The organism is Leptospira jelokensis (assembly GCF_004769635.1).
GTDB lineage: Bacteria > Spirochaetota > Leptospiria > Leptospirales > Leptospiraceae > Leptospira_A > Leptospira_A jelokensis.
Genome location: NZ_RQGH01000040.1, coordinates 105,673 through 129,441, shown reverse-complemented (window position 1 = coordinate 129,441; position 23,769 = coordinate 105,673). Strand labels below are relative to the sequence as shown.

The 23,769-nt window shown below is 39.0% G+C and carries 24 protein-coding genes and 1 pseudogene; 10 read left to right on the top strand and 15 right to left on the bottom strand.

The features are described 5' to 3' along the window. The 7 genes and pseudogenes from EHQ62_RS18515 to EHQ62_RS18480 form a co-directional block, all read right to left on the bottom strand. Window positions 1–162 (bottom strand): annotated as a pseudogene (locus tag EHQ62_RS18515) (arsenical-resistance protein); the annotation flags it as partial. Window positions 163–374: 212 nt separating this feature from the next. Beyond that, the gene (locus tag EHQ62_RS18505; RefSeq protein WP_135645595.1) at window positions 375–1,619 is read right to left on the bottom strand and encodes an NADH:flavin oxidoreductase/NADH oxidase family protein; all 1,245 of its coding nucleotides are present in this window, start codon (window positions 1,617–1,619) and stop codon (window positions 375–377) included. Window positions 1,620–1,715: 96 nt separating this feature from the next. Beyond that, complete coding sequence (locus tag EHQ62_RS18500) at window positions 1,716–2,735, bottom strand: sensor domain-containing diguanylate cyclase (protein ID WP_135645593.1); 1,020 nt, start codon at window positions 2,733–2,735, stop codon at window positions 1,716–1,718. Between the two features lie 40 nt (window positions 2,736–2,775). Next, entirely contained in the window at window positions 2,776–3,363 is a 588-nt protein-coding gene (locus EHQ62_RS18495) for a DUF6962 family protein (RefSeq protein ID WP_135645591.1), read from the bottom strand. A 47-nt stretch (window positions 3,364–3,410) separates the two neighbouring features. Then, window positions 3,411–5,231 carry a PAS domain S-box protein gene (locus EHQ62_RS18490; protein ID WP_135645589.1) on the bottom strand — a complete coding sequence of 607 codons (1,821 nt, stop codon included), beginning with the start codon at window positions 5,229–5,231 and terminating at the stop codon, window positions 3,411–3,413. A gap of 233 nt (window positions 5,232–5,464) precedes the next feature. Continuing rightward, window positions 5,465–5,935 (bottom strand): GNAT family N-acetyltransferase, encoded by a 471-nt coding sequence (locus tag EHQ62_RS18485; protein ID WP_135645587.1) that lies wholly within the window; start codon window positions 5,933–5,935, stop codon window positions 5,465–5,467. A gap of 214 nt (window positions 5,936–6,149) precedes the next feature. Next, entirely contained in the window at window positions 6,150–7,316 is a 1,167-nt protein-coding gene (locus EHQ62_RS18480; protein ID WP_135632652.1) for an acyl-CoA dehydrogenase family protein, read from the bottom strand. A 59-nt stretch (window positions 7,317–7,375) separates the two neighbouring features. Between EHQ62_RS18480 and EHQ62_RS18475 the strand changes: the two genes are divergently transcribed. From EHQ62_RS18475 to EHQ62_RS18465, 3 genes are all read left to right on the top strand, one after another. Then, complete coding sequence (locus EHQ62_RS18475; RefSeq protein ID WP_135645585.1) at window positions 7,376–8,446, top strand: alpha/beta hydrolase; 1,071 nt, start codon at window positions 7,376–7,378, stop codon at window positions 8,444–8,446. A 68-nt stretch (window positions 8,447–8,514) separates the two neighbouring features. After that, complete coding sequence (locus tag EHQ62_RS18470; protein ID WP_135645583.1) at window positions 8,515–9,219, top strand: SDR family NAD(P)-dependent oxidoreductase; 705 nt, start codon at window positions 8,515–8,517, stop codon at window positions 9,217–9,219. A gap of 190 nt (window positions 9,220–9,409) precedes the next feature. Next, window positions 9,410–10,033, top strand: a complete 624-nt coding sequence (locus tag EHQ62_RS18465; RefSeq protein ID WP_135645607.1) for a YiiX family permuted papain-like enzyme — start codon at window positions 9,410–9,412, stop codon at window positions 10,031–10,033. Between the two features lie 98 nt (window positions 10,034–10,131). Here EHQ62_RS18465 and EHQ62_RS18460 read toward each other — a convergent pair whose 3' ends face one another. Together EHQ62_RS18460 and EHQ62_RS18455 are read right to left on the bottom strand one after the other, a co-directional pair. Next, window positions 10,132–10,647, bottom strand: a complete 516-nt coding sequence (locus tag EHQ62_RS18460) for an SRPBCC family protein (protein WP_135645581.1) — start codon at window positions 10,645–10,647, stop codon at window positions 10,132–10,134. Beyond that, window positions 10,644–10,988, bottom strand: coding sequence for an ArsR/SmtB family transcription factor (locus tag EHQ62_RS18455; RefSeq protein ID WP_135645579.1), 345 nt, complete (start codon window positions 10,986–10,988; stop codon window positions 10,644–10,646). Before EHQ62_RS18455 ends, EHQ62_RS18460 begins: the two co-directional genes overlap by 4 nt. A gap of 221 nt (window positions 10,989–11,209) precedes the next feature. On the opposite strand from EHQ62_RS18455, the gene EHQ62_RS18450 reads away from it, so the two are divergent. Beyond that, window positions 11,210–11,392, top strand: coding sequence for a DUF4180 domain-containing protein (locus tag EHQ62_RS18450; RefSeq protein ID WP_135645577.1), 183 nt, complete (start codon window positions 11,210–11,212; stop codon window positions 11,390–11,392). A 54-nt stretch (window positions 11,393–11,446) separates the two neighbouring features. Here the strand turns inward: EHQ62_RS18450 and EHQ62_RS18445 are convergent, their stop codons facing one another. The 3 genes from EHQ62_RS18445 to EHQ62_RS18435 all read right to left on the bottom strand — a co-directional run bounded on the left by EHQ62_RS18445 (window position 11,447) and on the right by EHQ62_RS18435 (window position 14,738). Continuing rightward, window positions 11,447–12,541, bottom strand: coding sequence for a hypothetical protein (locus EHQ62_RS18445; protein WP_135645575.1), 1,095 nt, complete (start codon window positions 12,539–12,541; stop codon window positions 11,447–11,449). A gap of 131 nt (window positions 12,542–12,672) precedes the next feature. Next, entirely contained in the window at window positions 12,673–13,575 is a 903-nt protein-coding gene (locus EHQ62_RS18440) for an aldo/keto reductase (protein ID WP_208720729.1), read from the bottom strand. Further along, a complete protein-coding gene (locus EHQ62_RS18435; RefSeq protein WP_135645571.1) occupies window positions 13,575–14,738 on the bottom strand; it encodes an LLM class flavin-dependent oxidoreductase in 1,164 nt (387 codons plus the stop codon). Before EHQ62_RS18435 ends, EHQ62_RS18440 begins: the two co-directional genes overlap by 1 nt. A 113-nt stretch (window positions 14,739–14,851) precedes the next feature. On the opposite strand from EHQ62_RS18435, the gene EHQ62_RS18430 reads away from it, so the two are divergent. From EHQ62_RS18430 to EHQ62_RS18410, 5 genes are all read left to right on the top strand, one after another. After that, a complete protein-coding gene (locus tag EHQ62_RS18430; protein ID WP_135645569.1) occupies window positions 14,852–16,693 on the top strand; it encodes an SLC5 family protein in 1,842 nt (613 codons plus the stop codon). A gap of 169 nt (window positions 16,694–16,862) precedes the next feature. After that, window positions 16,863–17,384, top strand: a complete 522-nt coding sequence (locus EHQ62_RS18425; RefSeq protein WP_135645567.1) for an SRPBCC family protein — start codon at window positions 16,863–16,865, stop codon at window positions 17,382–17,384. Window positions 17,385–17,449: 65 nt separating this feature from the next. Further along, the gene (locus EHQ62_RS18420; protein WP_167482905.1) at window positions 17,450–18,031 is read left to right on the top strand and encodes a TetR/AcrR family transcriptional regulator; all 582 of its coding nucleotides are present in this window, start codon (window positions 17,450–17,452) and stop codon (window positions 18,029–18,031) included. Window positions 18,032–18,248: 217 nt separating this feature from the next. Beyond that, complete coding sequence (locus EHQ62_RS18415; protein WP_135645563.1) at window positions 18,249–19,004, top strand: rhomboid family intramembrane serine protease; 756 nt, start codon at window positions 18,249–18,251, stop codon at window positions 19,002–19,004. A 109-nt stretch (window positions 19,005–19,113) separates the two neighbouring features. Then, a complete protein-coding gene (locus EHQ62_RS18410) occupies window positions 19,114–19,965 on the top strand; it encodes a hypothetical protein (RefSeq protein ID WP_425269553.1) in 852 nt (283 codons plus the stop codon). Window positions 19,966–20,102: 137 nt separating this feature from the next. On the opposite strand, the gene EHQ62_RS18405 is transcribed toward EHQ62_RS18410, so the two are convergent. The 3 genes from EHQ62_RS18405 to EHQ62_RS18395 form a co-directional block, all read right to left on the bottom strand. Then, a complete protein-coding gene (locus EHQ62_RS18405; protein ID WP_135645559.1) occupies window positions 20,103–21,362 on the bottom strand; it encodes an adenylate/guanylate cyclase domain-containing protein in 1,260 nt (419 codons plus the stop codon). Between the two features lie 90 nt (window positions 21,363–21,452). Continuing rightward, a complete protein-coding gene (locus EHQ62_RS18400; RefSeq protein ID WP_135645557.1) occupies window positions 21,453–22,664 on the bottom strand; it encodes an NADP-dependent isocitrate dehydrogenase in 1,212 nt (403 codons plus the stop codon). Window positions 22,665–22,709: 45 nt separating this feature from the next. Continuing rightward, window positions 22,710–23,276, bottom strand: a complete 567-nt coding sequence (locus tag EHQ62_RS18395) for a hypothetical protein (RefSeq protein ID WP_135645605.1) — start codon at window positions 23,274–23,276, stop codon at window positions 22,710–22,712. A gap of 78 nt (window positions 23,277–23,354) precedes the next feature. On the opposite strand from EHQ62_RS18395, the gene EHQ62_RS18390 reads away from it, so the two are divergent. Next, window positions 23,355–23,729 (top strand): LIC_13246 family protein, encoded by a 375-nt coding sequence (locus EHQ62_RS18390; protein ID WP_135645555.1) that lies wholly within the window; start codon window positions 23,355–23,357, stop codon window positions 23,727–23,729. Window positions 23,730–23,769 lie beyond the last annotated feature (40 nt).

Here is a 23,769-nt window from a genome sequence, read left to right as displayed (position 1 = left end):
CGTTAATGCCAGTTTCACAAGTAGGATTAGGGCTGGTACTTCGATGAGTGGACCGATGACACCAACAAATGCAGCACCACTTCCAATTCCAAATACTCCAATGGATACCGCAATCGCCAATTCAAAGTTATTGCCAGTGGCAGTAAAACTCACCGCTGCATTTGTTGGTGTCATCGGTCCACTCATCGAAGTACCAGCCCTAATCCTACTTGTGAAACTGGCATTAACGATTAAGGATCGGTATTACCAAAAACTGATAAAATAAGCTGACAGTTGCGTAAGGAGGCCAAGTGGATATGGCTTACCTATCGCAACTCATACAGACAATTTGTTTCCAATTCCCAGCAAAAATCGATTTACGAAACCAAATGGAATCAATGTTTAGATTTTTCCATCCAACTTCGATACCGTTTTGTTAAACGAGACAAACGCAATTGATCAGCGAGCAACCGAAACCAAGGGTAAATATCCACCGTTGGAGATTTCTTTATCGCAAGTCTTTGTAATTGGTAACGCACCATGGCCATGTTGGCAAGGCCAACAAGTGGTTTGGATTTCCATTGCGGGAGTGGTAATTTCGAAATTGGATCTCTCTTTTCTTTCCAATCGTTTGGCAAATTGGGATTCAGTGCAAGTGCTGTGGCGACTCCAACAAGTGATACACCTGATTCGATTACGGTTTCAGCGATTTGTTTTCTGGAAATCCCTCCTGTTACCATAATGGGAACAGTTGCCAGTTTTGTGATTTGCCGCGCAAAGTCTAAGAAGTATGCCTCTCTTGCCAAAGTTGAACCATCTCTTGCAACTCCTTGCATGGCAGGTGCTTCATAATTTCCTCCCGATATTTCGATAAAATCAACACCTAACGTTTGTACTTTTTTTATCACTTCGATGGCATCTTCAAATTGAAAACCACCTTTTTGGAAGTCACTGGAATTCATTTTGACAGCGACAATAAAATTTGGACTGACAGCTTTACGAACTGACTGGATCACTTCCACTAAAAACCTAGATCGGTTTTCTAAACTACCTCCCCATCTGTCTGTCCTTTGGTTCACAAGCGGAGATAGGAATTGGCTAATCAAATACCCGTGAGCGGCATGGATTTCGACTCCATCAAATCCAGACATTTCTGCAAGCTTAGCTGTGGTAACGAAACGTTGTATGGTTTCAAGAATTTCGGATTCTTCCATCGCTTTTGGTTTTCCCAAAAGTTTGGAAAGGTTTCCAAGATCAACTGATACTGCTGATGGAGCCCATACATTTCCACCTAACTTTGCTAAGATTTGTCTGCCTGGGTGATTGATTTGCATGATGATCTTAGCGCCATTTGACTTTGCCGTATTGGCCCAAGTTTTAAATCCAGTGAGAGAAGTTCCTTCTTCTAACACTACTCCACCAGGTCCCGTCATCGCACGGTGGTCTACCATCACATTGCCGGTGATGAGAGTTCCCACACCTCCTTTTGCCCAAACTTCGTATAAATTCCAAAGGGAGAGATCTGGTTCTAAATTTTCATTGGAAAGGTTTTCCTCCATCGCGGCTTTGACCAAACGATTGGGTAAAGAGATTCCATTGGGGAGAACAATTGGTGAAAATAAGTTTGAGTTAGGATGCATTGGTAATGGTTAGACAAAACCAAATGAATCTGTTGGTATGACGATGACAAATCTCAGAAAGATTGTGTATGGAAATTCCGAAAAAAGAGGTGAACCTTAATTGGATTGGTTCTTTTTTCGTTCCCGTTTGTTTTCGTACATCCTTTCGTCGGCTTTCGCAACAAGAGTTTCCAAATCTCTACCATCTTCAGGATAATGAGATATCCCATAACTTGTTTTGATGAGTAATGGTTTGGATTCATAAAGAACTTCACCTTCCACAAGTTTTGCAATACTTGTCAAAAATGATGTTACAGACTCTTTTGGTTCTGGATTCATCAATATCAAACCAAACTCATCACCACCTAATCTTGCAAAGACATCATGATCTTGTATCAAATTAGAGAGTCGTTTCGCAAATTGAGCGATGTAAAAATCACCTGCTGCATGGCCAAACGTATCATTGACTTGTTTTAATCCATCTAAGTCAAACATGGCAACTGAAAGAGAAATGGTATTTGATTCTAACTTGGCAATTCCACGTCGCAGATAATCATAAAATGCTGATCGATTGTAAATTCCGGTGAGTGTGTCGTGGCTTGCAAGGTATGACATGGATTGCAGTCGTTTTTCTCTTTCTGCCCAGCGGTATGCATTGTGTAAGATGGCTGCCATTGTTCCTGACAACATATCGAGTGCGGAAATATCACTATCAGCAAAACCCGAAGGTTTTACACTTAAGACCTTCAATACACCTAACACCTCTGAGTCGAAGTACAAAGGTACAACGATCATGGATCGTAAACCAACAATTCGACAAGCCTCTCGATTGACTCGATTGTCTTCTTCTGAATCAATGCAATATAAAATTTCTTTGGTTTGCAGACTTAAACCAGAAAAACTGCCGGTTACTTTTAACCGTAATCCAATTTGGTTTTCAGCAGTTCCACTTGCTGCTCGGTACACCAAATCTTCTCCTTCAACCAACTCAAATACAGCACCATCACCTCCCACAAGTTCTTTTGATCTTGTGGTGATGAGATCGAGTAAAAGTGGCACTTCTGGGTTAGCAGATGTTAACTCAGTTTGTATTTTTAAAATTTTTTCTAATGTTGATTCTGAAGGAGATGTTGCCATATCGTTTCAGAGATAATGTACAAAAAACTTGATTTTAGTTCTAGCTTAATTTCCGAATTCCTTGTCCTAGGCAATAATTTGCAATCGCAAGTAAGACATGAAAGATATCGACGTTCAGAAATGGACCTCTCGAACCTTTTGTGCCGATGACAAGTCCAGCCAAGATGAATAAAACAGCACCAACGATTCCCATGATGGCAGCATTCCCATGTTTCGGAAACCGAATGATGGAACTGACAAGGACGATCGCCATGGCAATTCCACCAACTACTGTCGAGTAAATTGGCAGTGGTTGCAAGTATCCAAATACGAGATACAAGGCAAAGAGGAGTGCAACCAAAAGGTAAAAGGTTTTCGTGGAAACAGAACGAAAGGTAAAATGAAAAAACGAAACCCCAAGCAAAGGAACACCCAAACATCCTGAAAGTCCCACGAAGAAACGATAAATGGAATCGAGAGTATTGATTCCTAAAAAGTGAATCGCTCCAAGACCAGCAGAAATCCCGATGATGGAAAATCCATAAAAAGCTGACCGAGAGGGAATCGCGGATTTACCTAAAAACTGATACGCCACAAAAAGGGACACGAGGGATAGGAACGAGTCGGAAAGGAATGTCGATAGAACCATGGTGAAAGAATTAGAACCAAAACAATGTTTGTGGCAAGTGAAAATCGTTATGGTTTTGAATTAAATTCTGGTGGGATCACTTCTTGTGATTTTCTGACAATGTCTCCAATGACATCATCCAATTCATTTGCTGAATCCAAAAGATAACCCAAACTCTTTTCTTCTTCCTCTTTTGTCAAACTTCGTGTACGAATGAGTTCGATGATCCCCATAATCCTTGCAAGAGGGCTTCTTACCACATGGGATTGGGTCCAGGCAATGTTTTTTAATTTTTGGTTTTGTATTTGGATGGCATCCATTTGTGTTTCTCTTTCGGTCACATCGTGAAAATTGTCGACGATGCCTCCAATGGTTTCGTCAGACAACATATTGGTGAGTGTGGACTCCACAATCCTCCAAGATCCATCCTTATGTTTGGCACGGAAGGTTTCACTTTGTAAAGAAGCACCGAGGGGGAGTGCCAATACTTCAAATAATCTTTTTTTTATTTTAGGAGTATCATCGGGGTGGATCACATCAAATAGGTTGAGTTGGATGGCTTCCTCCTCTGTGTAACCCATTACTTTTGTGATAGACGGCGATACATATTTTCCCTGGCCTCTTGGACTTAGTATCATAATGACATCAGTTCCATTTTCGACAAGTGCTCGGAACCTTTTTTCGTTTAACAAAAGTTCCTTACTTTTTTTCATAAGGGTGGAGATGTCTTTTGAAAAACAAGCAAGGCCAGTGATTTTATCGTCTACATTCCGAATGGGTTTGAAGTAAACTTCTCTGTGTTCTTCTTCATTTGTGATTGGACTTATAAAATTTTCATAACTTGTGAATGTTTCACCGGAAAGTCCTCTTTCATAGTATTCCTTCCATTTAAAATAAAATTCCTCACCTGCTGTTTTAACGAGGACATTATCACCTTCTTTTGCTGGAACTTGTAACAAATAACTAAGGACATCCAAAAAAGATTTATTTGCAGCCACCAAACAAAAATTAGTATCAATTGACCATATCAAATCAGACGTTCCATTGATCAAAGCTTCTTGGTTTCGTTTGATCCGAATGAGTTTTTCTTCATTTGCGACTTTTTCCGAAATGTCTCTCGTCAAACTGAGGACAGAAACAATATTTCCAGTTTGGTCAGTGAGAGGGACGGCCGTACTTTCCATCCAACGTTGTGTTCCCTTCATCCCGATGATACGAAACCGAGCACTTGACTTAATGCCTTTAAGAGCATTTTCATGGATGGTTTGGTAAAACTTAAGGTCGGCAGGTTCAATTAACGATTCTACTTTTTGGCCAATCGCTTCTTCTGGACAATCCGCTTCGATCATACTGAGACCTGCCGGGTTCATCTCAATGAGGAATCCATCGGGTGAGACTACCTTCACACACTCAGGCTCTGATTGCAGAATGGAACTCAACCTGATTTCTTGTTGTTTGAGATGGAGAATGGATTCTGTTTTTTCCGTGATGTCTTGGAAAATTCCTACGATATCTGTGGGAATCCCATGTTCATCGCGGATTACTTCTGCTCGGCTATGGATGTATTTGATACCTCCATTTGCAGTCACAAGACGGCATTCCAAATTATAAGGGATCCCTTTTGCCAAAACATCTTCCATATGTTGTTTGGCTTTATTACGGTCTTCTGGGTGAACCGAATGATAACCTAACTCAAGAGATACGGGCAAATCATTTGGTTCCATCTCCAGGATGTCATACACACCTTTCGACCAATGGACAGTTGCATTGGCTAAATTGATTTCCCAATGGCCCAGTTTTCCCAAAGATTCCATTTCACGAAGGATACGTTGGTAATTTAGTTCGCTTTGTGAAGCAGTTGGGTTTGGTTTTTTAGAAGGGGGATTCAATGTCTTTTCCTGACCAAAACGGGACTTAGAGTCTCTCAGAGAAGGAAATGCAAGTCAGCCTTTTTTTTTATCCAGAGAGAGAACGAAGAAGGAATTCGGAAAAAAAATTCATATATAAAAAGGAACACCTGCCAGGGATCCGTAGGGTTTAGTCCATTGTGGGTGGCAACGCACAATGGACGGGAGCGAACGCGCACCCCGGAGTGAGCCCGCCCGGGCAGCCTAAGGTATCATCAGTGTATTTTTTTCTCGAAACAAACGGCTGTGGGATCTGAAACCCATTTTCCAAATGTCGGGATTTCTTTGAATCCAAAGTTTTTGTAAAGTTGTAATGCTTCTGGTTGTGGGTTTCCTGCTCGGAGGATCATTGAAGAATAACCATCCTTACCAGCCTGGTTTTCTAGAGCGACTAACAATGCGGTGGCGACTTTATTCTTACGATACTTAGGAAACACAAACACAGCATCTAGTTCGCATTGCAATTCACTAAACTTTGAATAGGCGACTGAACCTAAAACATCATTTGTTTTGTGATCGATCGCGATGAAAAACTTTCCATTAGGAGGTAAAAAATCGGAGAAAACCATTGGGTTTGGAGCTTGGAATTCATATCGTGTTTGGATTTCTTCCCAGAGTGAATCGAGACATTGTTGGGTGTGGGCATTTGCTTCCGTCACCAATTGGATGTGAAAATTTTGGTCCATCTGTAGGGAAACATGAACTTATTTAAAAATAAATTTGCAAATTCAATTTTTGGATGGTTGGAATTTCTCGGATGTGATAGGAGGAAGCCATTGGGTGGCGGGTGGTCACACCCCACCCAATCAGGGTGGGGATACCAATATCCATCGTGTACCACCCCAAAAAAAAAGCCCCCATCTCTGGAGGCTTCCTTCCTAAAACTAGTGATTACTAATTTTAGTCTTTTTTCGAAGCTGCTTCTTTGATTACATAAGCTGCAATTTCGTTCTTTTGGATTTGAGTGGTTCCTTCGAAAATTGTGAGGATTTTTGAATCTCTCATTAACTTTTCAACAGGATACTCTTTTGTGTATCCGTAACCACCAAAAATTTGAACGGCATCAGTGGCACACTGAACCGCACATTCAGAAGCGTATGCTTTTGCAATTGCTGAGTATTTTGGAAGGTTAGGATCATTTGCATCAGAAAGACGAGCTGCTTTGTAAGTGATTTCTCTTGCAGTTTCTACTTTGATGGACATATCAGCTAACATGTGTTGTACTGCTTGGAATGTTCCGATTTTAACACCGAACTGTTCTCTCTCACGTGCGTAACGAGCTGCATGGTCAAGTGCTGCTTGTGCCACACCCACTCCCATAACCGCTACGAACGGACGAGAAGCATTCAAAGTTTGGAGAGCGTAAACGAAACCGAGGTTTTCTTTTCCTACAAGTGCGTCTTCACCCACTTCACAATCTTCGAAGATCACTTGGTGAGTAGAAGATGCTCTAATTCCGAGTTTGTCTTCTTTTTTACCAACAGTAAGACCTTTTGCGTTACGTGGAACGTAGAAACAAGAAACTCCACGTGTTCCACGATTTTTATCAGTATAAGCAAATACAGTAAAAGCTTGGGCGTCAGATGCACCAGTGATCCATTGTTTTGCACCGTTGATGATCCATTTGTCGCCTTTTTTCTCAGCGCGAGTGGTCATACCAGGAACGTCAGAACCAGCACCTGGCTCAGACAAACAGAAAGAAACTCCGAACTTACCGTCCGCAATTTCAGGAAGCCATTTCAATTTTTGTTCGTGTGTGGCACCTTTTAAGATGGGAAGGATCCCAAGACCAGTGTAAGCAAAGCCAAGAGCGATTCCAAGGCAACCACGAGACAATTCCTCGATGGCTAAACACTGCTCAATCGCGCCGAGTCCCCATCCACCGTATTCTTCAGGAATCACAAGACCGTTGATTCCAAGTTCAGTTCGCATTTTGTTTACGAGTTCTGTTGGGTGTTGGTTTTTTTCATCCCAGTGCAAGGCTACTTCATGCGGGATTTCTTTTTTGACGAAGTTACGAACTAAATCTCTGATTTCAAGTTGTTGCTCTGTGAATTGGCTATACATTCCGGGATGTTCCTTCTGAGAATGGGGTATTTACTACCTTTTTTCGTACGACCCTTCCTGTGCCAAGGGTTTTTCTCTCTTTACAAGAAAGCAAAAACACTGTAAAATTTTCCATTTGTATGGCTAAATCGTGTTCTTTATTCCACAACCTCCGACAGATCACAACTGTCTTTCTTTTCACATTCACCTTTGTCCTCGTTTCTTGCGCAGGAAGGCCTAATTACCAACCGAAGGCAAACTTGAGTTATGCGAACTTCGAAGTTTACTTCCAAGAAAAATTACAAGAAAGCAAACGCAAAAACCACAGACCTGGAAACGAAGAACGTTATATCAGTTTTGGGAAAAAAACTCCCTTAGCGTTTTTATACATCCATGGATATGGTGCCTCCCGCGCTGAAGGAGAGGAGGTGATGGAAAAATTGGCTAAAAAATATAAAGCCAATACTTACTTACTTCGTCTGCCAGGTCATGGAACAAACAAAGAAGACCAAAGAGACCAGAATTTTAACAACTACTTAGATGCATCCAGGGAAGCATTGTACATGATGCAATCACAAGGAGATCGTGTGGTTGTGTTTGGAAGTTCCATGGGAGGATTACTTGCGACTTGGCTTGCTTCCGAATACCCCGAAGAAGTAGATGGACTCGTGCTCGCGAATCCTTTTTATGCACCTGTTGATGGGAGTTTAAATATACTCAACTATCCAGGAGGACTCACACTCATCCATTTACTCAAGGGAAAAGTGAGAGCGTCTGTTCATAACAATCCAAAAGTGTTGCCGGAACGAAATAATTATTGGTATCCTGAACAATACTTTGCCGCACTCGTTGGTGTGAATGATTTAAAAAATTACGCCGCTGTACCAGAAGTATTTCGCAAAGTCACGTCACCCGCTCTGCTATTGTACTATTATAAAAATGAAAAGGAACAAGATCCAACTGCCAGTGTTCCTAAAATGTTAGAAGGATATGCCAACTTCGGACTGGAAAAATCACCAAACCCTCTCAATAAAAAAGTCGCAGTGGAAAATGGAATGCATGTTCTGATGTCAAAATGGGTGATTACTGATAAAGTATTTATCGAAGCTCAAATTGATTCTTGGTTAAAAGAACTTTTAAAGTCAAAATAAATTCTAACGAGATAGGTTGGTATGAAAACCAATCCCATCCGTTTTAAAAACTTAAAGAGGAGTTTCCCATGAACCAAATAAAAGAAAAAATTGCACTGGTAACTGGTGCAAACAGAGGGATTGGGAAACAGGTTTCCATCGATCTCGCCAAACAAGGGATCTATGTTTTGATTGGATCACGGAATGAGGCCGATGCACAAGATACTTTGAAACAGGTGACTGCTGTCGGCAAAGGAGAAATCGTTCCACTTGATGTCTCCAAAGAACAAAGTATCAACGAAGTTTTGGATATGATCACAGGAAGTTTTGGTCGATTGGATATCCTTGTGAATAATGCTGGGATCTTCACTGACCCAGGCTCTTTTTTTGAAACCACATCGGAAGACCTACATAGAACTCTGCTTGTCAATGTGTTTGGCCCTTTCCGGTTGATTCAGGTTTTTTTACCCATGATGGTCCAAAACAATTTTGGTCGTATTGTTAATGTTAGTTCTGGTATGGGCCAACTTTCTGAAATGGGAGGTGGATACCCTGCTTACCGTATCTCCAAAACGGCAATCAATGCACTTACCAATCTTGCAAGCGCTGAAGGTGTTGGGAAAAACATTAAAATCAATTCTGTTTGCCCTGGGTGGGTGAAAACGGATATGGGTGGAGCCAATGCAACGAGGCCTGTTGAAAAGGGAGCAGAAACCATCGTGTGGGCAGCTACCTTACCAGAAAATGGACCCACAGGGAAGTTCTTCCGAGACAAAAAAGAAATTCGTTGGTAGGATGGGACAAAGGGAGTCATAGGAAAAATCAAACGAATCTGGGTGATTGGATCGACACCCGAAAGATTGACCATTTTGGATGTTTCAGCCCAAGTTTTTTACCAATTGATTTTGAATCTATACTGCACCGATTCTGCAATCAATTCACCATGATCCTTGGAAATCATCCAATGTGTAGGTCTAACCAATGATGAAGTCATACATTCTACCGATTCTACTCTTCTGCATCACGACTCTTTCCATTTCAGGAAAGTCAATTGAAACATCCAAATTACAAGAGGGTGATATCATCTTCCATGAATCGAAATCAGAACAAGCCACAGCGATCAAATTGGCAACTAAGTCCAGATACACCCATGTTGGTATCATTTTCAAATATGGAAATGAATTCAAAGTTTTGGAAGCAATTGAACCGGTCAAAATAACAGATTTAGATTCCTTTATCAAAAGAGGCACAAACAAACATTATGTGATCAAACGGATCCACCATGCAAATCAAATCCTGAAACCAGAAATCATCCATCAGATGAAAGAGTACGGCAATACATTGCTTGGAAAACATTATGATTTGTATTTTGAATGGTCGGAAAATCGAATCTATTGTACGGAGCTTGTTTGGAAACTCTATGAAAAATTCACAGGCTTAAAACTTGGAGAATTAAAAACTCTTAAGGAGTTTGATCTTAGCTCCAAACCGGTACAAAGACTGATGAAAAAAAGATATGGGAACAAAATTCCTTATTCAGAGCCAGTGATTTCTCCTGTGGACATGTTTGATTCTAAAGAATTAAAAACAGTGATGGAAAATAAATGATCAAATAGAAGTGAATGGATAAAAAAGAGAAGAAGTTACCAACGAAAGTTTCTTCAAAGGTTTCCTATTCACTTCGACTCTCCTTTCCTTACCTTTCCTTATCCAATTTTTTCTATCAATTGATCCAATTCCAAATAACATTCTGCCATTCCATCCGCTGCACCCGTTTCGACCATCATCTGACAAACCTCTGGTGACGCATAACGGCAAAGATGTGTCATAAGTGTCCGTTTCCCTTCTGTGGTAAATGTACGTGATTCGAAAGTTGAATTAGGATCTTCCGGTGCATCTGGATCAAAAGTTGACATATCTAGAATATAATTTTCTGAATTTGCTAACTTCTCAGGAGCTAGGACTTCACGAAAGGTTCCGTACACTCCTGATTTGTTTCCATTTTGATCTGCGTATAGGTATAAGTATTTACCACCCACTCTTAAGTCTTGTTCACATGTATCGAGAACCATACCTTCAGGTCCAATGAGCCATTGGCGCATTAACTCCGGTTTGGTGTGGCAATCAAACACCAATTGTCTTGGTGCATAGAAGTATCGTGTGAACACAACTTCTGTATCCCCTCTTCTCTCCATTTTCACTTCATTTTTTTTAGGTTTCATTTTTTCTTCCCTTTCTTCGTTTGTATTTTTTGTAATTCTAAAAGAAGCCCGTCAAGGGCCTTGTATCGAGTCTCCCACATCAATCGGTATTTCTCCATCCAATCCACTGCCTCTTTCAAAGGTGCGGTTTGCAAACGACGCAGGCGCTCCTGGGCTCGTTTCGTCGTTATAATGAGTCCAGCCTCTTCCAAAACTTTTAAGTGTTTCGAAATGGCAGGTTGGCTCATTCGAAATGGTTTGGTTAATTCCATCACCGTATGATCTTTTTTTGCGAGGTGCATTAAAATGGCCCTTCTAGTAGGATCAGCAAGAGCAGAAAAAGTGGCGTCAAGTGTTTGCATAACTAACTGGTTATATAACTATTTGGCTATTTATTGAAAAATGTCAATCTTAATTTTAAAGTCGAAAGAATAGAAATTTCATTCAGTGGTAGGTTTTAGATTTACATTCAGACAGTCCAAAGATTCCGTTTAGGATTGGGCCATAAATGGATCAAAGGCCAAAACAAGATTCAATACGAAGCTAACTACAAATCTGCTTAGAAAAGGACAGTTTGTCACCAATGGAAATACGTAAAATTATCAACTACCAAATGAAACTCGCAATCATAGGTGATTTCTCGATTTATTCCAGTAAAAGTCTAAAGGATTTTATTTACGAAATGAACTCAGGTAAAGATGCTTTTTTTCTAAATTCAGAAGAAGAAGCAATTTATAAACTGACAAATGTTCAACGTAAATACTAAATAACCAGCATTCATCTGATTTTTTTAGTAAAAAAACTGATCCTAAATCAAAATTTAATGAATTGGATATTCTTTTTCCAAAAAAACTATTTTGGAAAGTAAATCAATGTTATGTTTTTCGATTGTGTTAGCAAGGCCGATTCCCATTAATTCAAATACTCGTTGGAACAATTCGATGGATTCAATTTTTTGATCACGAAAACCATAAAAACCCAAAATACCGATGGTTTGATTATGTACTTTAAGTGGGAATTCCATCAGACAAGAAACATTGAGATTGATTAAATGGTCTCTCACGTTATGTTCAGATATCTCTGATTTCTGATTTAAGATCCTAGCAGAACTAGGCACATTCGGTATAAAAAATTTAGCTTCTTCATTCGAAAATCTTTGTCCTTCAAATATCCCATGGATATTCCCTTCCACGAGACTGTATTCCCAATGTTCGCCTACTTTAGATGCAATTAATCCTAAGGGTAAACCAAAGAGATTCAATCCTGTTTGTAAATAATTTCGGCATACCACCATTAAATCAATGGATTGAGTAGAAAGAAGTCGAAACAGTTCTGCCAAAGAATGTTTTACAAACGAAGCGGTATTTAAGGTTTCAGAAATTAGATTTTCGTTTTTAAAACGAATTAATTCTTGGCTGAGCTGGTCTGCAATGACATCAATCAATTTTAAATTTTTATATTTATGTTTAAACTTATCATCCACAACCATACCAATCACACCGATCACAGTTCCAATATCTGAACGAATCGGATAACCCAAGTACATTGCTCGTGATTCATCCAAAGTAAACCCACCTAATGATTGGAAAAAAGAATTTTGCCCTAACAAATTCATTTCAAAGATCATATTGGAATCAACAACATGATGGCAAGGTAAAGAATATTTTGAGATCACTATTGGAATTTCTATATTGGATTGGCTATGAATTGCCAACAAACGAAAGTTTTGTGACTCTTGCTTGTATTCCAAGATCCAAGTAGCAATGATCTCAGGAATTCTCGCAATGGTCTCCACGGTTTCTTCCCAAACCTCTGCTGAAGGTTTACGGGAAAAACAGGAATGCAAATCGTCGGCCAAATCCCGAGTAAGCGAATGACCGGAAAAATAATGGTTGGGAGCCAATTCAGAAAGCATAAAAACTACCCCTCCTGTCCATACCACCAGAATCCGCAGTAGAGGCGAGAACCTAACTCTGCTATATGAGATTTTTATTCAATATAACGGCTAGTATCTTTTCCAATTCGTTTAATTGCTTAACGAATTCATTACGCCACTTCCCTTCCTCTTGCCACTTCCAATAACGTAAACCATTCTACTCGCGTAAGAGGGTACGAAAAACATTCTGCTGCAGATTGGATTCGTTTCAAATCATTCGTTCCCAGTACGGGAATGAGTCCAGCAGGATGATTCAAAAACCATGAATAAAGGATTTGATCGGCACTACACCCTTTCTCTTTGGCAAAAACCTGTAATTTCTGAAGGGTTTGGGTTTCAGTATCAGTTTTTGGTGAAAAGATCCTTCCACCTGCAGTCGGAGACCAAACCATGGGATGGAATCCAAATTGAATTGCTTGGTCAAATGTGCCATCAAACAGAGGTTCTGTGCAAAACAAACTAAACTCTACTTGGTTTGTAATAAGTGGACGATCGTATACGGATTGTAACATTTGGAATTGGGTCGTTGTAAAATTAGAAACTCCAAAATGTTTCACCTTACCTTCTTTGATTATGGCATCAAATACTTCACTCATCTCATAAGGATCCATGAGCGGATCTGGTCTGTGGATCAGTACTACATCCAAAACATCTACTTTTAATTTGTGTAAGGATCGTTCCACTGAATACCGAATGTGTTCTTTGGATGTATTGTAATGTTTGGTGGGAAATTTGGAACCTGGCACTTGGATCCCACATTTTGTGATGATTTTGATTTTTGATTTGAGTGAAGGGTGTTTTTCTAATACTCTTCCAAATCTTTCTTCGTTTTCAAAATCTCCATAGATATCTGCATGATCGAAGGTATCGATTCCAAAGTTTAAACAAGTTTGAATTTTCTCATAAATCCTTTCAACTGTTGCCCCAAGTGGATCTTCATGAAGTCTCCAAATGCCATATACCAACCTTGAAATTGAAAAATTGTGTTTTGGAAATTCAATTTGAGGTACCATTATTTTCTTTCTCCTATAGTGAGTGGGGTAATGGGAATTCCTTTTGGTTTCCTACCTTGTGCTTCTGCAAAGTTCACAGTTTTGATTTGAGGTAACACTTTTTTTGCAAACAACTTTGATTCTTCGATGAGAGGATAACCAGAGAAGATAAATGCTCGAATTCCCATTTGGATGTACCTTTGGATTTTATCATACACTTGCTCTGGGGTCCCAACGATGGCAGAACCACATCCAGAACGAGCAAGTCCGATCCCCGACCAAATCATTGGTTCAATAAAAAGATCTGAGTTTGCTTGTTTTCTAAGTTCATCTTGTCGCAAAACGCCTGCTGAATTTGAATCAAGTGCCCGGTGTTTGATATCGTTTGCCCTATCCATATCTATTTTTGATAACAGACGTTTTGCGGCTTCTTTTGCTTCGTTTTCTGTATCCCTGACAATCAAATGGATTCTTAACCCAAAATCAATTTTCCTTCCAAATGTTGCGGCACGTTCGCTTAAGTCTTTCATTGTATCTGCTAAACGTTCTTCAGTTTCCGGCCACATAAGGAATACATCACAGAACTCTGCACAAAGAGCTCTTGCATCCGGAGAAATCCCACCGAAATACAATAATGGGCCTCCATTCTCTTGGTATGACTTTACCGGATCTGAGGTTAAATCAAATTGGTAATGTTTTCCTTCGAATTTGATATGGTCTTTCGTCCAACCTTGTTGCAAAATTTGGATGACTTCTTTTGAAATTTCATATCTTGTTTTGCTATCTTTCACTGTGCCAGGCAAATCAGATGATATGATATTGATATTCAACCTTCCCTTAAGCATATGATCCAATGTGGAAAGAGTCCTTGCAAGCATGGGTGGATGGATTTCCCCACACCGAATCGCCGTTAGGAGAGAAATTTGTTTTGTGAATTGGGAAGCTGCAGCAGCAAAAGTGAGGGTATCTTGTCCAGTTTGGTAGGAGGAAGGTAAAAGTATATTTTGATACCCCAATTCATCAGCGGTTCGGATGATGTCGGAGCAATGTTCAAAGCTGGAACGTAAGTTCCCATCAGGAACTCCTAAAAATTCATAATCTCCATTGCAAAGGTCACAAAACCAGGCAACTTCTACAGAGTTGTCTTCGGATCGAATGATGGGTGCTTTTGGGATAGGATTCATTGTTGCCAATGGAACAAAGGATGCCTAGTTACGACAAGAGGGATTTCAAAAAATCTAAGACTTGCATTATTTTTAGAAAGAAACTAGTCTGACGTTTCCATTCCTTCCATTCCATGATCACAACGATAGATATGCTTTTTTTTGGCTTCACCTTCCTCCTCGTTTTGGGAATTGGAATGTATGCGGGCCGAAAGGAATCATCTTCAAAAGATTATTTCCTCGGTGGACGTAGCCTTCCCTGGTGGGGGATTGCTGGCTCTTTATTTGGAACCAATATTTCCGCTAACCACCTTGTCGGGATGCTTGGCATTGGATTTTCTGTGGGTTTTGCACAGAGCCATTATGAATTTGGATCCATCCCTGCCATTGTATTATTGGCTTTTGTTTTTTTGCCACTATTCCGACGGAAAAAGTTTTTTACCCTTTCTCAATTTTTACAGGAAAAATTTGGAAAACAAACAGGAAGGATTTATTCCGCTATATCTCTCATCCTCATCACCATCCAACTCACTGGTGCCTTGTACATTGGTGCTCGCAGTTTTTTACCTTTTTTACAAAATTTAGGACTTACACTCTCTTATGCAGAACTAGTAATTTGGATTGCTTTTACTTCCACCATCTACACTTGGTTTGGTGGGTTAAAATCGGTAGTTTATACTGATGTGATCCAAACATTTTTGATATTGGCATCGGGACTCGTGCTTGCTTACCTCTCCATCACAAGACCAGAAGTTGGTGGCCTTGTAGAACTCTTCGCAAAGGAAGAAAATCGGTTGGATGGTCTTAGTAAAATGAATTTTTACCTGCCACCAAACCACCCTACCCTTCCTTGGACGGGCGCACTTAGCGGACTTTTTTTATTACACACTTTTTATTGGAACACAAACCAATATGTCGTGCAGCGTACATTAGGTGGAAAATCACTAAGAGAGGCACGTTTTGGCATTTTAGTTGGTGGATTACTCAAACTGACAGTTCCTTTTTTCTCTATCCTTACGGGTGTTGCTGCATACCAAATTTGGTCATCCCTCGGAGAAACGGCAAACATTGCTCCCGATGAAGCCTTTTCCAAGTTAGTCGTCCTTGTTGTTCCTGTAGGATATGGTTTGATTGGAGTGATCCTAGCTGGTTTACTTGGAGCCATTTTTTCAAGCATTGACTCCATGTTACACTCTGCCGCGACTTTATTCACCATTGATTTTTATAAACCATTCTTGGGAAAAAAAGGAAAACCACTTTCCGACGAAATGGAAATGAAATCTGGAAGGATTTTCCTGATTGTATTTTCTTTAATCGTGACTGCCTTTGCCATTTTACTCATTGATCCCAACTCAAAGAAAAACTTTTTCATTGAACTATCAAACCAAAGTTCTCACTTCACACCCGCCCTACTTGTTGTTTTTTTGTTAGGAATTTTTAATGTTCGCATCAACACTCGGATGATCTGTGGGACCATTTTACTCACTCCAATCCTTTCCCTTTTCTCACCCTATTTTTATTCACAATTTAGCCCAAACTTCATTAAACTCACATTTGGTGAAGAATTAAATTTTTTACACAGGGTATTTTTGATCTTTCATTTTGCACTCATAACACTTCTGACTGCTGCTTTCATCGAATACCGGAAACGAAATGAAGAAAGTGAAACCGATGCACAAACCCAAAACCAATCCATTTGGTTTGGGATGATAAAACCTTCCAGTTTTCGAAACCTGCTTTTGGTTTTTATTTTGATTTTTTTGTTTTTAACACTAATCTATATTAGGGTTCAATTTCCAGCAAACAAACTCAGTTTCGCTGTGATTGGTTTCCTTATATTTCTATTGTTTTCCTGTTATCATACCTACCAAAAAAGATTACCTAACCAACCCTTATTTACTTTGTTTCGCAAACGAGACGAATGGTTGTATGGCATTTTACTTGGAATTACCTTCTTTTTCTATTTGTATTTCTAAACCAAACGATAAGTACGAATACCTCCTAAAATTTTATAAAACCCAAATGATTGCATACCGACCGATGGTATGTTTTAAATCATTCAAAATGATTTTGTCAATATATTTCATTTAATGTTTGCACTCCCAATAGAGTTAAAAGAAATTTAGCAAAGACAAGAGGTAATGTATGATAAAAAAAATTCTATTAGGTTTTGTTAGCTTTTTAATTCTTTTGTTAATCGTGTCAGCTTTATTGCCAGCACAGTATCACGTCGAAAGATCAATCACTGTGAACGCTGCCCCAAACAAAGTATATCCCCTACTCCAAAACTTTGCCGAGTGGGATAAATGGTCAGTATGGGCAAGTCTTGATCCAAACCAAAAAGTATCTGTGACAGGTGAACCTGGTAAACCTGGACACAAACAAGAATGGAATGGACCAATCAACGGAAAAGGTTCAATGACAATTGACTCAGCAGAATCAAATGTATTCGTAAAAATGAATCTTGTATTTGAAGAGCCACAACCTATGGTTGCAACTTCAAAATTTGAGTTAAAACCGGATGGAACCAAAACCATCGTTATATGGCATAATGAAGGAAACTTAGATTACCCGATTGGTAGGATATTTGGGTTGTTTTTGGATTCTATGTTAGGAAAGGATTTTGAAACATGTCTTGCAAAATTAAAAGAAGTGGCCGAAAAGTAGTAAAGGTTTGATTCACTAGAAATCTTACATTGGTTTGTATTTTTTAGTGAATCGATATGAAAGCAATGAGTCAAAAAATCCTCAAAGGGCAAGAAACTAAAAGTACGATCCTAAACGTTGCAAAAAAAATGTTTGGAAAAAAAGGATTCGCAGAAACTTCCGTTGAAGGAATCATAAGTGAACTCCAAATCACCAAAGGTGCCTTGTACCATCATTTCACAAACAAACGGCAGATTTTTTTTGAAGTCTGTCGCATGATCAATGAATCTGCTTCGAGGAAATGGGAGAATATGAGTTGGAACGCCTTCAAAAAATCAATTCCAAATCTATGGGACTTAGCTGATGATTCTGATTTTGTTCAAATTTGGATACGTGATAGCTATAGTGTTCTGACGAAAGAAGAAATGATTTCCTTAGAAGAACACTATATCAAAAAACCAATTCAAGATTTTCTAGAACGAATGGTGAAAGAAAAATACATAGAAAATTTACCTAGTTTTGAGGAGGCTTACATCATGGTGGGAATGATCAATCAGGGTCTTTGGTTGCTAACTTCTGTAGACAAGAAGAATAAAGCCAAAACAAAACAAAATTTGACTAAAATCATTTTGAATTATCTGCATTTGAGGGAAATCAAAAAGTTCTAAGAATTTAAATGGTAAACTCAATTTTCCATTTTATTAGGGTCTACACCCTTTAACGCGACTACCAAAATAAACTTCAATCGATAGATTCATCCCAATATTCTTTTTATATAAGTGGGATCTCGAGAATGATCATCACAAACAATTTTTCATTCCAAAGAAACTTGATTGGCAAATTTTCACCTAACAATTACATTTGGTCCAGAGTCCCCAATTTAAGATGTTTGTCTTTGAAAAAGCCAATCAAAAGTCTCGATTCCCAATCGTAACCATTTGTTTGATTTTACTCACTTTATGTACTCTTTCATTTGATTCGATTGGTGCCTATGCATTCACTCCCAAACAAGAATTTGGGATCAGTTTACTTGCGTCTTTTTTGTTTAATACATCCTTTGTTGAGTGGACGACCAATGCAATTTACCTTTATATGTTTGCCGACAATGTCGAAGATGTTGTCGGACACCTCCATTTTTTCTTTTTGTTTTTCTTTTTTGGAATTCTTGCCAATTTAACCTATTACCTCTTTCACATGAATTCCATCACTCCCGTTGTGGGGACATCTGGAGTTGTATCAGGAATGTTAGGAATGTATTATGTATTTTTTCCCAATGTAAAAATTACAATGGTCTTTGAAAAATTAGTGATCCGTGAAGTTCCTATCTTTGTTAGTTTGAGCATTTGGATTGTTGTCCAAACCTACCTTTACCTTGTGGAGCTCCATTCGAATGTCAAAACAACTTATGCGGGACAAGTTGTCACCTTTCTCAGTGGTGTGGTGATCGCAACCGTTCTAGTCAGACACCAATTTTTAGACAAACTCGAACATAAACTTAGGTTAACCACTTTCCAAAACAAAACGGTACTTTGTCCATCTTGTAACCATCCGATTCCGGCCAAAAAGTACGGAAGGTTCCACTGCACAGTCTGCCAAACCAATTTTTTCTTTGATCGAAACGGAAAAAAATTTCTACCATAAACGAAAAACAAACTCCAATCCTGAATCCGAATCCATTTTTAATTCATTTTTTTCAATGGACAAATCTAGAATTTTACGATTGAATTCTCCTTTACCAAATCTTGGAGAAATACAAATGAAACCGTTTTTCCTTCTACTTTTCTTTTCTTTTTTTCTCATACACCCAATCGTTTCGGAAGAAAAACCGGTCCCTCCTGGTCCACCTAAAGAAGGTTATTTTATCATCACCTATAAAAACTACTCTCTAAATTTAGAAATTGATGTGAATGGTTATTCGGTTCGCAGTGGCCATTCCAATGATGACTCTTCTGGCCAAGCAGACATCAACTATTGGATCATCCCTGGGACAAACAAACTGAAGGTCCGATTATCAGAACGGAAAACCAACAAAAAAGACAAAAACAAATCTGATTTTCCAAAAGAAGCTGAAGTGAAATTGATTTTAGGACAGAAAGGCCAGTTCCCAGACGAAGGAGTTTTACTCCATCACTACGAATGGAATGAGACAAACCAAACCAATTTAGGAGAATGGAAAGAAATTTCCTTTGATCCTCCATTTTTTCCCCCAAGTGAATTATGGAAACAAGCAGAATCACTTACTTTGAATCAGGAATTAGAAACCTCTGCCATTGACTTTTTAAAAGACTTCACAAAAGTACTCAACACAAAGGATCATAAAAAAATACTTTCTGCCACTGCCTTTCGTGCAAAAGACACATCCGAAGTCCGATACTACCCTTATAACGAAGTGGATGAATTGAAATCCATACAAGGGATGACAAAGGCAATTGGTTCCACATGGAAATTCAACCCAATCAAAATCAAATTTAAGTTAATTTGTAACAATCAGATCCTTGAAATTACAGATCCCAAAGGAGAACCTGTGATCACTTCAAAAAAAGGAGCTGCCATCCCTATTTATCTGAGTCGAATCGGTGGAAAATGGGTAATTGTGCGATAAAAAAATTTTTGGAAGCGAATTTGTTATTTTGATAGAAACTTAAGTCAATTGTAAAGTAAGGGTCTTACGAAAATTTGAAATTCGTAAGACTCGTATTGGCTCAAGTTGAGCTTGCCACCGAATTGATCGAACCGATCTTATTTTTTTTCTGAAATAGCGTATATTTTTTTAGGGGAACTGATTCCTTTCAGTTTGTGTTCTCCCAACTCTTCCCAACGAACGGGGATTTGGTGAGCCAAATCTTCGGAAGCAAGTACAGCTTTTCCTAATTCTCCACACATTCCAGCAATCCTACTGGTTAAATTCACAGCTTCCCCAATCACTGTAAAATCCAGTCGATCCAAAGACCCTATATTTCCATATAATATTTCTCCGGAATGCAGACCAACGCCATGATGGATGGAAATTTTCCCTTCAGATTCCCTCTTTTGGTTTAATTTATGAAGTTCATCTCCTAATTTACGAATCGCAAGTAAAACTTTTTTTCCAACCACTCGTTTGTTATGTTTCTGGAAGGGAAAGACAGCAAGAATTCCATCTCCTAAAAGTTTTAATACTTCTCCGCCGTAAGCTTCAATCTTTGGAATCGCAATCCCAAAATAGTCATTTAACAACTGTATCACTTCTTTAGGTGAAAGTTTTTCACTGATACCTGAATAATTTCTAATGTCAGAAAACCAAATCACTGATTGGATATTGTCCAACTCTCCTAAATAAATTTTTCCAGAATATACCGTAGAACCAGTACGTTTTCCTAAATAAATACTCAACAAGGATTCCGTGAGTTCGGATTGGATGAAAGTCCACCACTTGAGTGCAATTAGGTTTAATGTTTTGGTTAAAAAATCTAATTCGGTCGCATCAAATCCAAATGGTTTTTTGGTTAACAAACTCAAAAAAGCATAACTATTGCCTTTTTGGATCACAGGTACAGCAAAGTAACCAGTGGCACCAGATGGAGCGAGTTCTTCCAATATCGGATATGGATAAGGCCCTGTATAACCTGCCTCAAATGGATAATAGAAAGTTTTCTTTGAAGTTAAAACATATTGAATAGGACTTGCAGTGAATTGTGATGACTGTATTGAACCTAACCGAAATTTGGTGACGCGAACAAACGAGTTTGGAAATTCATAAAATTTGCTAGAATGGAATAAAGTATCCACTTGTATATCAAACGTTTTCTTTTGGTCATTTGGGGCCCAAAGGTAAGCGAGAGTTTCCACTTGAGGGTGTAAGGTCCTTGTCCCCATATTGCCTCGAATAATTTCTAAACCTAAAGTTTGTAAGTATTGAATATAGGAATGAAATAACAAAGCAGGAGAATCGATTTTTGGCATCTCAACTAAATACCAATCCATAAAGGCATCAAGTAAAGATTTGGATGAGTTCGTCATGGAATGTTTATTGGATAAGGAAAAAGAAAGAAGGCAAGAAAATAAAGAAAAGAAAATCACCCTGCCAATAGACAGGGTGAAGTGGACAAACTATTTAAGTTTGGCATCCAAACGTTTTTGTACTGCTTCCATAAATTGGAAGGTATCCAATTCCGTTTTTTTCGCAGCGGTTGAAAGAGAAAGAAGATCTTTTGTCATTTCTCCTCCCTCAATCGTTTCGATGATCGCTTCTTCTAATTTGTGAGCAAAATTCACTACATCAGGAGTTCCATCAAGTTCACCACGTTTTGCAAGTGCACCCGTCCAAGCAAAAATGGAAGCGACTGAATTTGTAGAAGTAGTTTCTCCTTTTTGGTATTTGCGGTAGTGACGAGTTACAGTTCCGTGAGCTGCCTCGTATTCGTATTTTCCATCTGGTGAAACAAGAACAGAAGTCATTAGACCAAGGGAACCAAAACCAGAAGCAACCATATCACTCATCACATCACCATCATAGTTCATGAGAGCCCAAAGTTGACCACCTTCGTTTTTCATGATCTGCGCTACAGCATCATCAATCAGGAAGTAACTGTAAGTAATGCCTGCTGCTTTCATAGCGGCTTCTTGTTCTTTTGCCATGGTATCAAAGATATCACGGAAACGAGCATGGTACTTTTTAGAAATAGTATCTTTTGTGGCAAACCAGATGCTGATCTTTTCAGACAATGCATAGTTGAAACATGCTTTCGCAAAAGATTTAATGGATTCATCTAAGTTGTGCATTGCGAGTGCAACACCGGCACCTTTGAATTCATTGACAAGTAGTCTTTGTTTTTCCTTTCCAGATGCATCAGTATATACAAGTTCTACTTTTCCTGGACCGTCTACTTGGATTTCCACATCACGATAAATGTCACCATATGCATGACGACCAATCGCAATTGGTTTTTTCCAAGAATTTACAGCTGCAGGAATGTTTTTGATAATGATAGGTTTACGAAATACAGTTCCATCTAAAATCGCACGAATTGTTCCGTTAGGAGATTTCCATTCTTGTTTGAGGTTGTATTCTTTTACACGGTCAGCATTTGGAGTGATAGTAGCACATTTTACGCCTACACCGTGTTTTTTGATCGCGTTTGCAGAATCAACAGTCACTTGGTCATCCGTTTTATCACGATACTCTACACCGAGGTCATAATACTCTAATGTAATATCTAAGTAAGGGTGGATGAAACGATCTTTGATTTCTTTCCAAATGATTCTTGTCATTTCATCGCCGTCTAACTCAACTAACGGTGTTTTTACTTTAATTTTTCCCATTGATTTCTCCTAAACTCATTCTATTTTAATACTCATTTATAAAATTCAATTTGGATTCCCCATATGACGATTCCAAAGGTAATGACAAAACTCTGTCGAATTATTGATCGCTCCTGAAATGGTATGAATTCCAGTGAGGGATGTATATCTTTTTCTATAAGCATCTGATTCCGAAATCAGAGAAAGTTTTGCTTCTAATTGGGTCAGAACTTCCTTCCACGATTCACATTGTACGGCCACCAAAGGATCGAGGGCTTTGATTTTTAACTCTTTTGCTTCCGTGATGTGGATTTCCCAAAAATGGGAAGGGAACGCAGGTGGCGTGTAATGGTCCCGAATCGTTTCCAAATCTTTTTCGATTTCTTGGTCTTTGAAGCTATGGAAAAAGAAAAAACTACTGATTTTCAGGGCAATCGGTAGATAAAAGCGAAAGGTTTTATCATAGGAAATCATTTGCCCGAGAACCCATTGGGGTGATTTGCCAGTTTTACCCTTTTCTTGGAAGGTTTGGGCATCTAGTGTGGCCAATTCATCAAAACAGTATTGGGCGAAACGAAGTTTCTCTTTCCAAAATATTTCTAAGATCTCCGTGACCATGTCTGTTTCGTTCATCCTGGATAGGGGAAAGTATTTTTCAAGTGCGAATCCGTTTTTAAGAACCAAACACCAATTTCGAAAACCTCCTCCAGTATGAATGAGAATGACCTGGAATGGCGAGAACTAGTAACGAAAAAGGAAGAATTTTTACACATCCTCCGAATCTTGAACCATTATTACGAAATGAGAGGAGAGACCAAATCCAAACAATTTGGATTCAGACGGCAATTGGCCGATTCTGATCCAAACTCGGTCCAGATCTTTTTTGCCAAAATTGGTAACTTTGAATACCAAGTGGCCTGCCGCATTCTACCGAACGATGCTATGGAAACCTGGATCCATATTGATGGGATCGCCGAGGAGAGAGAACGCCTGCGGACGATTGGGAATTCAGAACACCCTGTGTTTTCCTTGGTTTGTCTCGGTGATTTATTCCAGATCTCGGTCCCCACACTTTTGTCAATCTAGAGGAAATCCCCAAGAAAAACCTTGCTTCTTTTTGAGATTC

What these genes read in the sequence shown, in the direction of transcription:
- EHQ62_RS18505 (WP_135645595.1), bottom strand. Translation starts at nt 1,619, where the DNA reads ATGCATCCTAACTCAAACTTATTTTCACCAATTGTTCTCCCCAATGGA.
- EHQ62_RS18500 (WP_135645593.1), bottom strand. Translation starts at nt 2,735, where the DNA reads ATGGCAACATCTCCTTCAGAATCAACATTAGAAAAAATTTTAAAAATA.
- EHQ62_RS18495 (WP_135645591.1), bottom strand. Translation starts at nt 3,363, where the DNA reads ATGGTTCTATCGACATTCCTTTCCGACTCGTTCCTATCCCTCGTGTCC.
- EHQ62_RS18485 (WP_135645587.1), bottom strand. Translation starts at nt 5,935, where the DNA reads ATGGACCAAAATTTTCACATCCAATTGGTGACGGAAGCAAATGCCCAC.
- EHQ62_RS18480 (WP_135632652.1), bottom strand. Translation starts at nt 7,316, where the DNA reads ATGTATAGCCAATTCACAGAGCAACAACTTGAAATCAGAGATTTAGTT.
- EHQ62_RS18470 (WP_135645583.1), top strand. Translation starts at nt 8,515, where the DNA reads ATGAACCAAATAAAAGAAAAAATTGCACTGGTAACTGGTGCAAACAGA.
- EHQ62_RS18465 (WP_135645607.1), top strand. Translation starts at nt 9,410, where the DNA reads ATGAAGTCATACATTCTACCGATTCTACTCTTCTGCATCACGACTCTT.
- EHQ62_RS18460 (WP_135645581.1), bottom strand. Translation starts at nt 10,647, where the DNA reads ATGAAACCTAAAAAAAATGAAGTGAAAATGGAGAGAAGAGGGGATACA.
- EHQ62_RS18455 (WP_135645579.1), bottom strand. Translation starts at nt 10,988, where the DNA reads ATGCAAACACTTGACGCCACTTTTTCTGCTCTTGCTGATCCTACTAGA.
- EHQ62_RS18450 (WP_135645577.1), top strand. Translation starts at nt 11,210, where the DNA reads ATGGAAATACGTAAAATTATCAACTACCAAATGAAACTCGCAATCATA.
- EHQ62_RS18445 (WP_135645575.1), bottom strand. Translation starts at nt 12,541, where the DNA reads ATGCTTTCTGAATTGGCTCCCAACCATTATTTTTCCGGTCATTCGCTT.
- EHQ62_RS18440 (WP_208720729.1), bottom strand. Translation starts at nt 13,575, where the DNA reads ATGGTACCTCAAATTGAATTTCCAAAACACAATTTTTCAATTTCAAGG.
- EHQ62_RS18435 (WP_135645571.1), bottom strand. Translation starts at nt 14,738, where the DNA reads ATGAATCCTATCCCAAAAGCACCCATCATTCGATCCGAAGACAACTCT.
- EHQ62_RS18430 (WP_135645569.1), top strand. Translation starts at nt 14,852, where the DNA reads ATGATCACAACGATAGATATGCTTTTTTTTGGCTTCACCTTCCTCCTC.
- EHQ62_RS18425 (WP_135645567.1), top strand. Translation starts at nt 16,863, where the DNA reads ATGATAAAAAAAATTCTATTAGGTTTTGTTAGCTTTTTAATTCTTTTG.
- EHQ62_RS18420 (WP_167482905.1), top strand. Translation starts at nt 17,450, where the DNA reads ATGAGTCAAAAAATCCTCAAAGGGCAAGAAACTAAAAGTACGATCCTA.
- EHQ62_RS18415 (WP_135645563.1), top strand. Translation starts at nt 18,249, where the DNA reads ATGTTTGTCTTTGAAAAAGCCAATCAAAAGTCTCGATTCCCAATCGTA.
- EHQ62_RS18405 (WP_135645559.1), bottom strand. Translation starts at nt 21,362, where the DNA reads ATGACGAACTCATCCAAATCTTTACTTGATGCCTTTATGGATTGGTAT.
- EHQ62_RS18400 (WP_135645557.1), bottom strand. Translation starts at nt 22,664, where the DNA reads ATGGGAAAAATTAAAGTAAAAACACCGTTAGTTGAGTTAGACGGCGAT.
- EHQ62_RS18395 (WP_135645605.1), bottom strand. Translation starts at nt 23,276, where the DNA reads ATGAACGAAACAGACATGGTCACGGAGATCTTAGAAATATTTTGGAAA.
- EHQ62_RS18390 (WP_135645555.1), top strand. Translation starts at nt 23,355, where the DNA reads ATGAATGAGAATGACCTGGAATGGCGAGAACTAGTAACGAAAAAGGAA.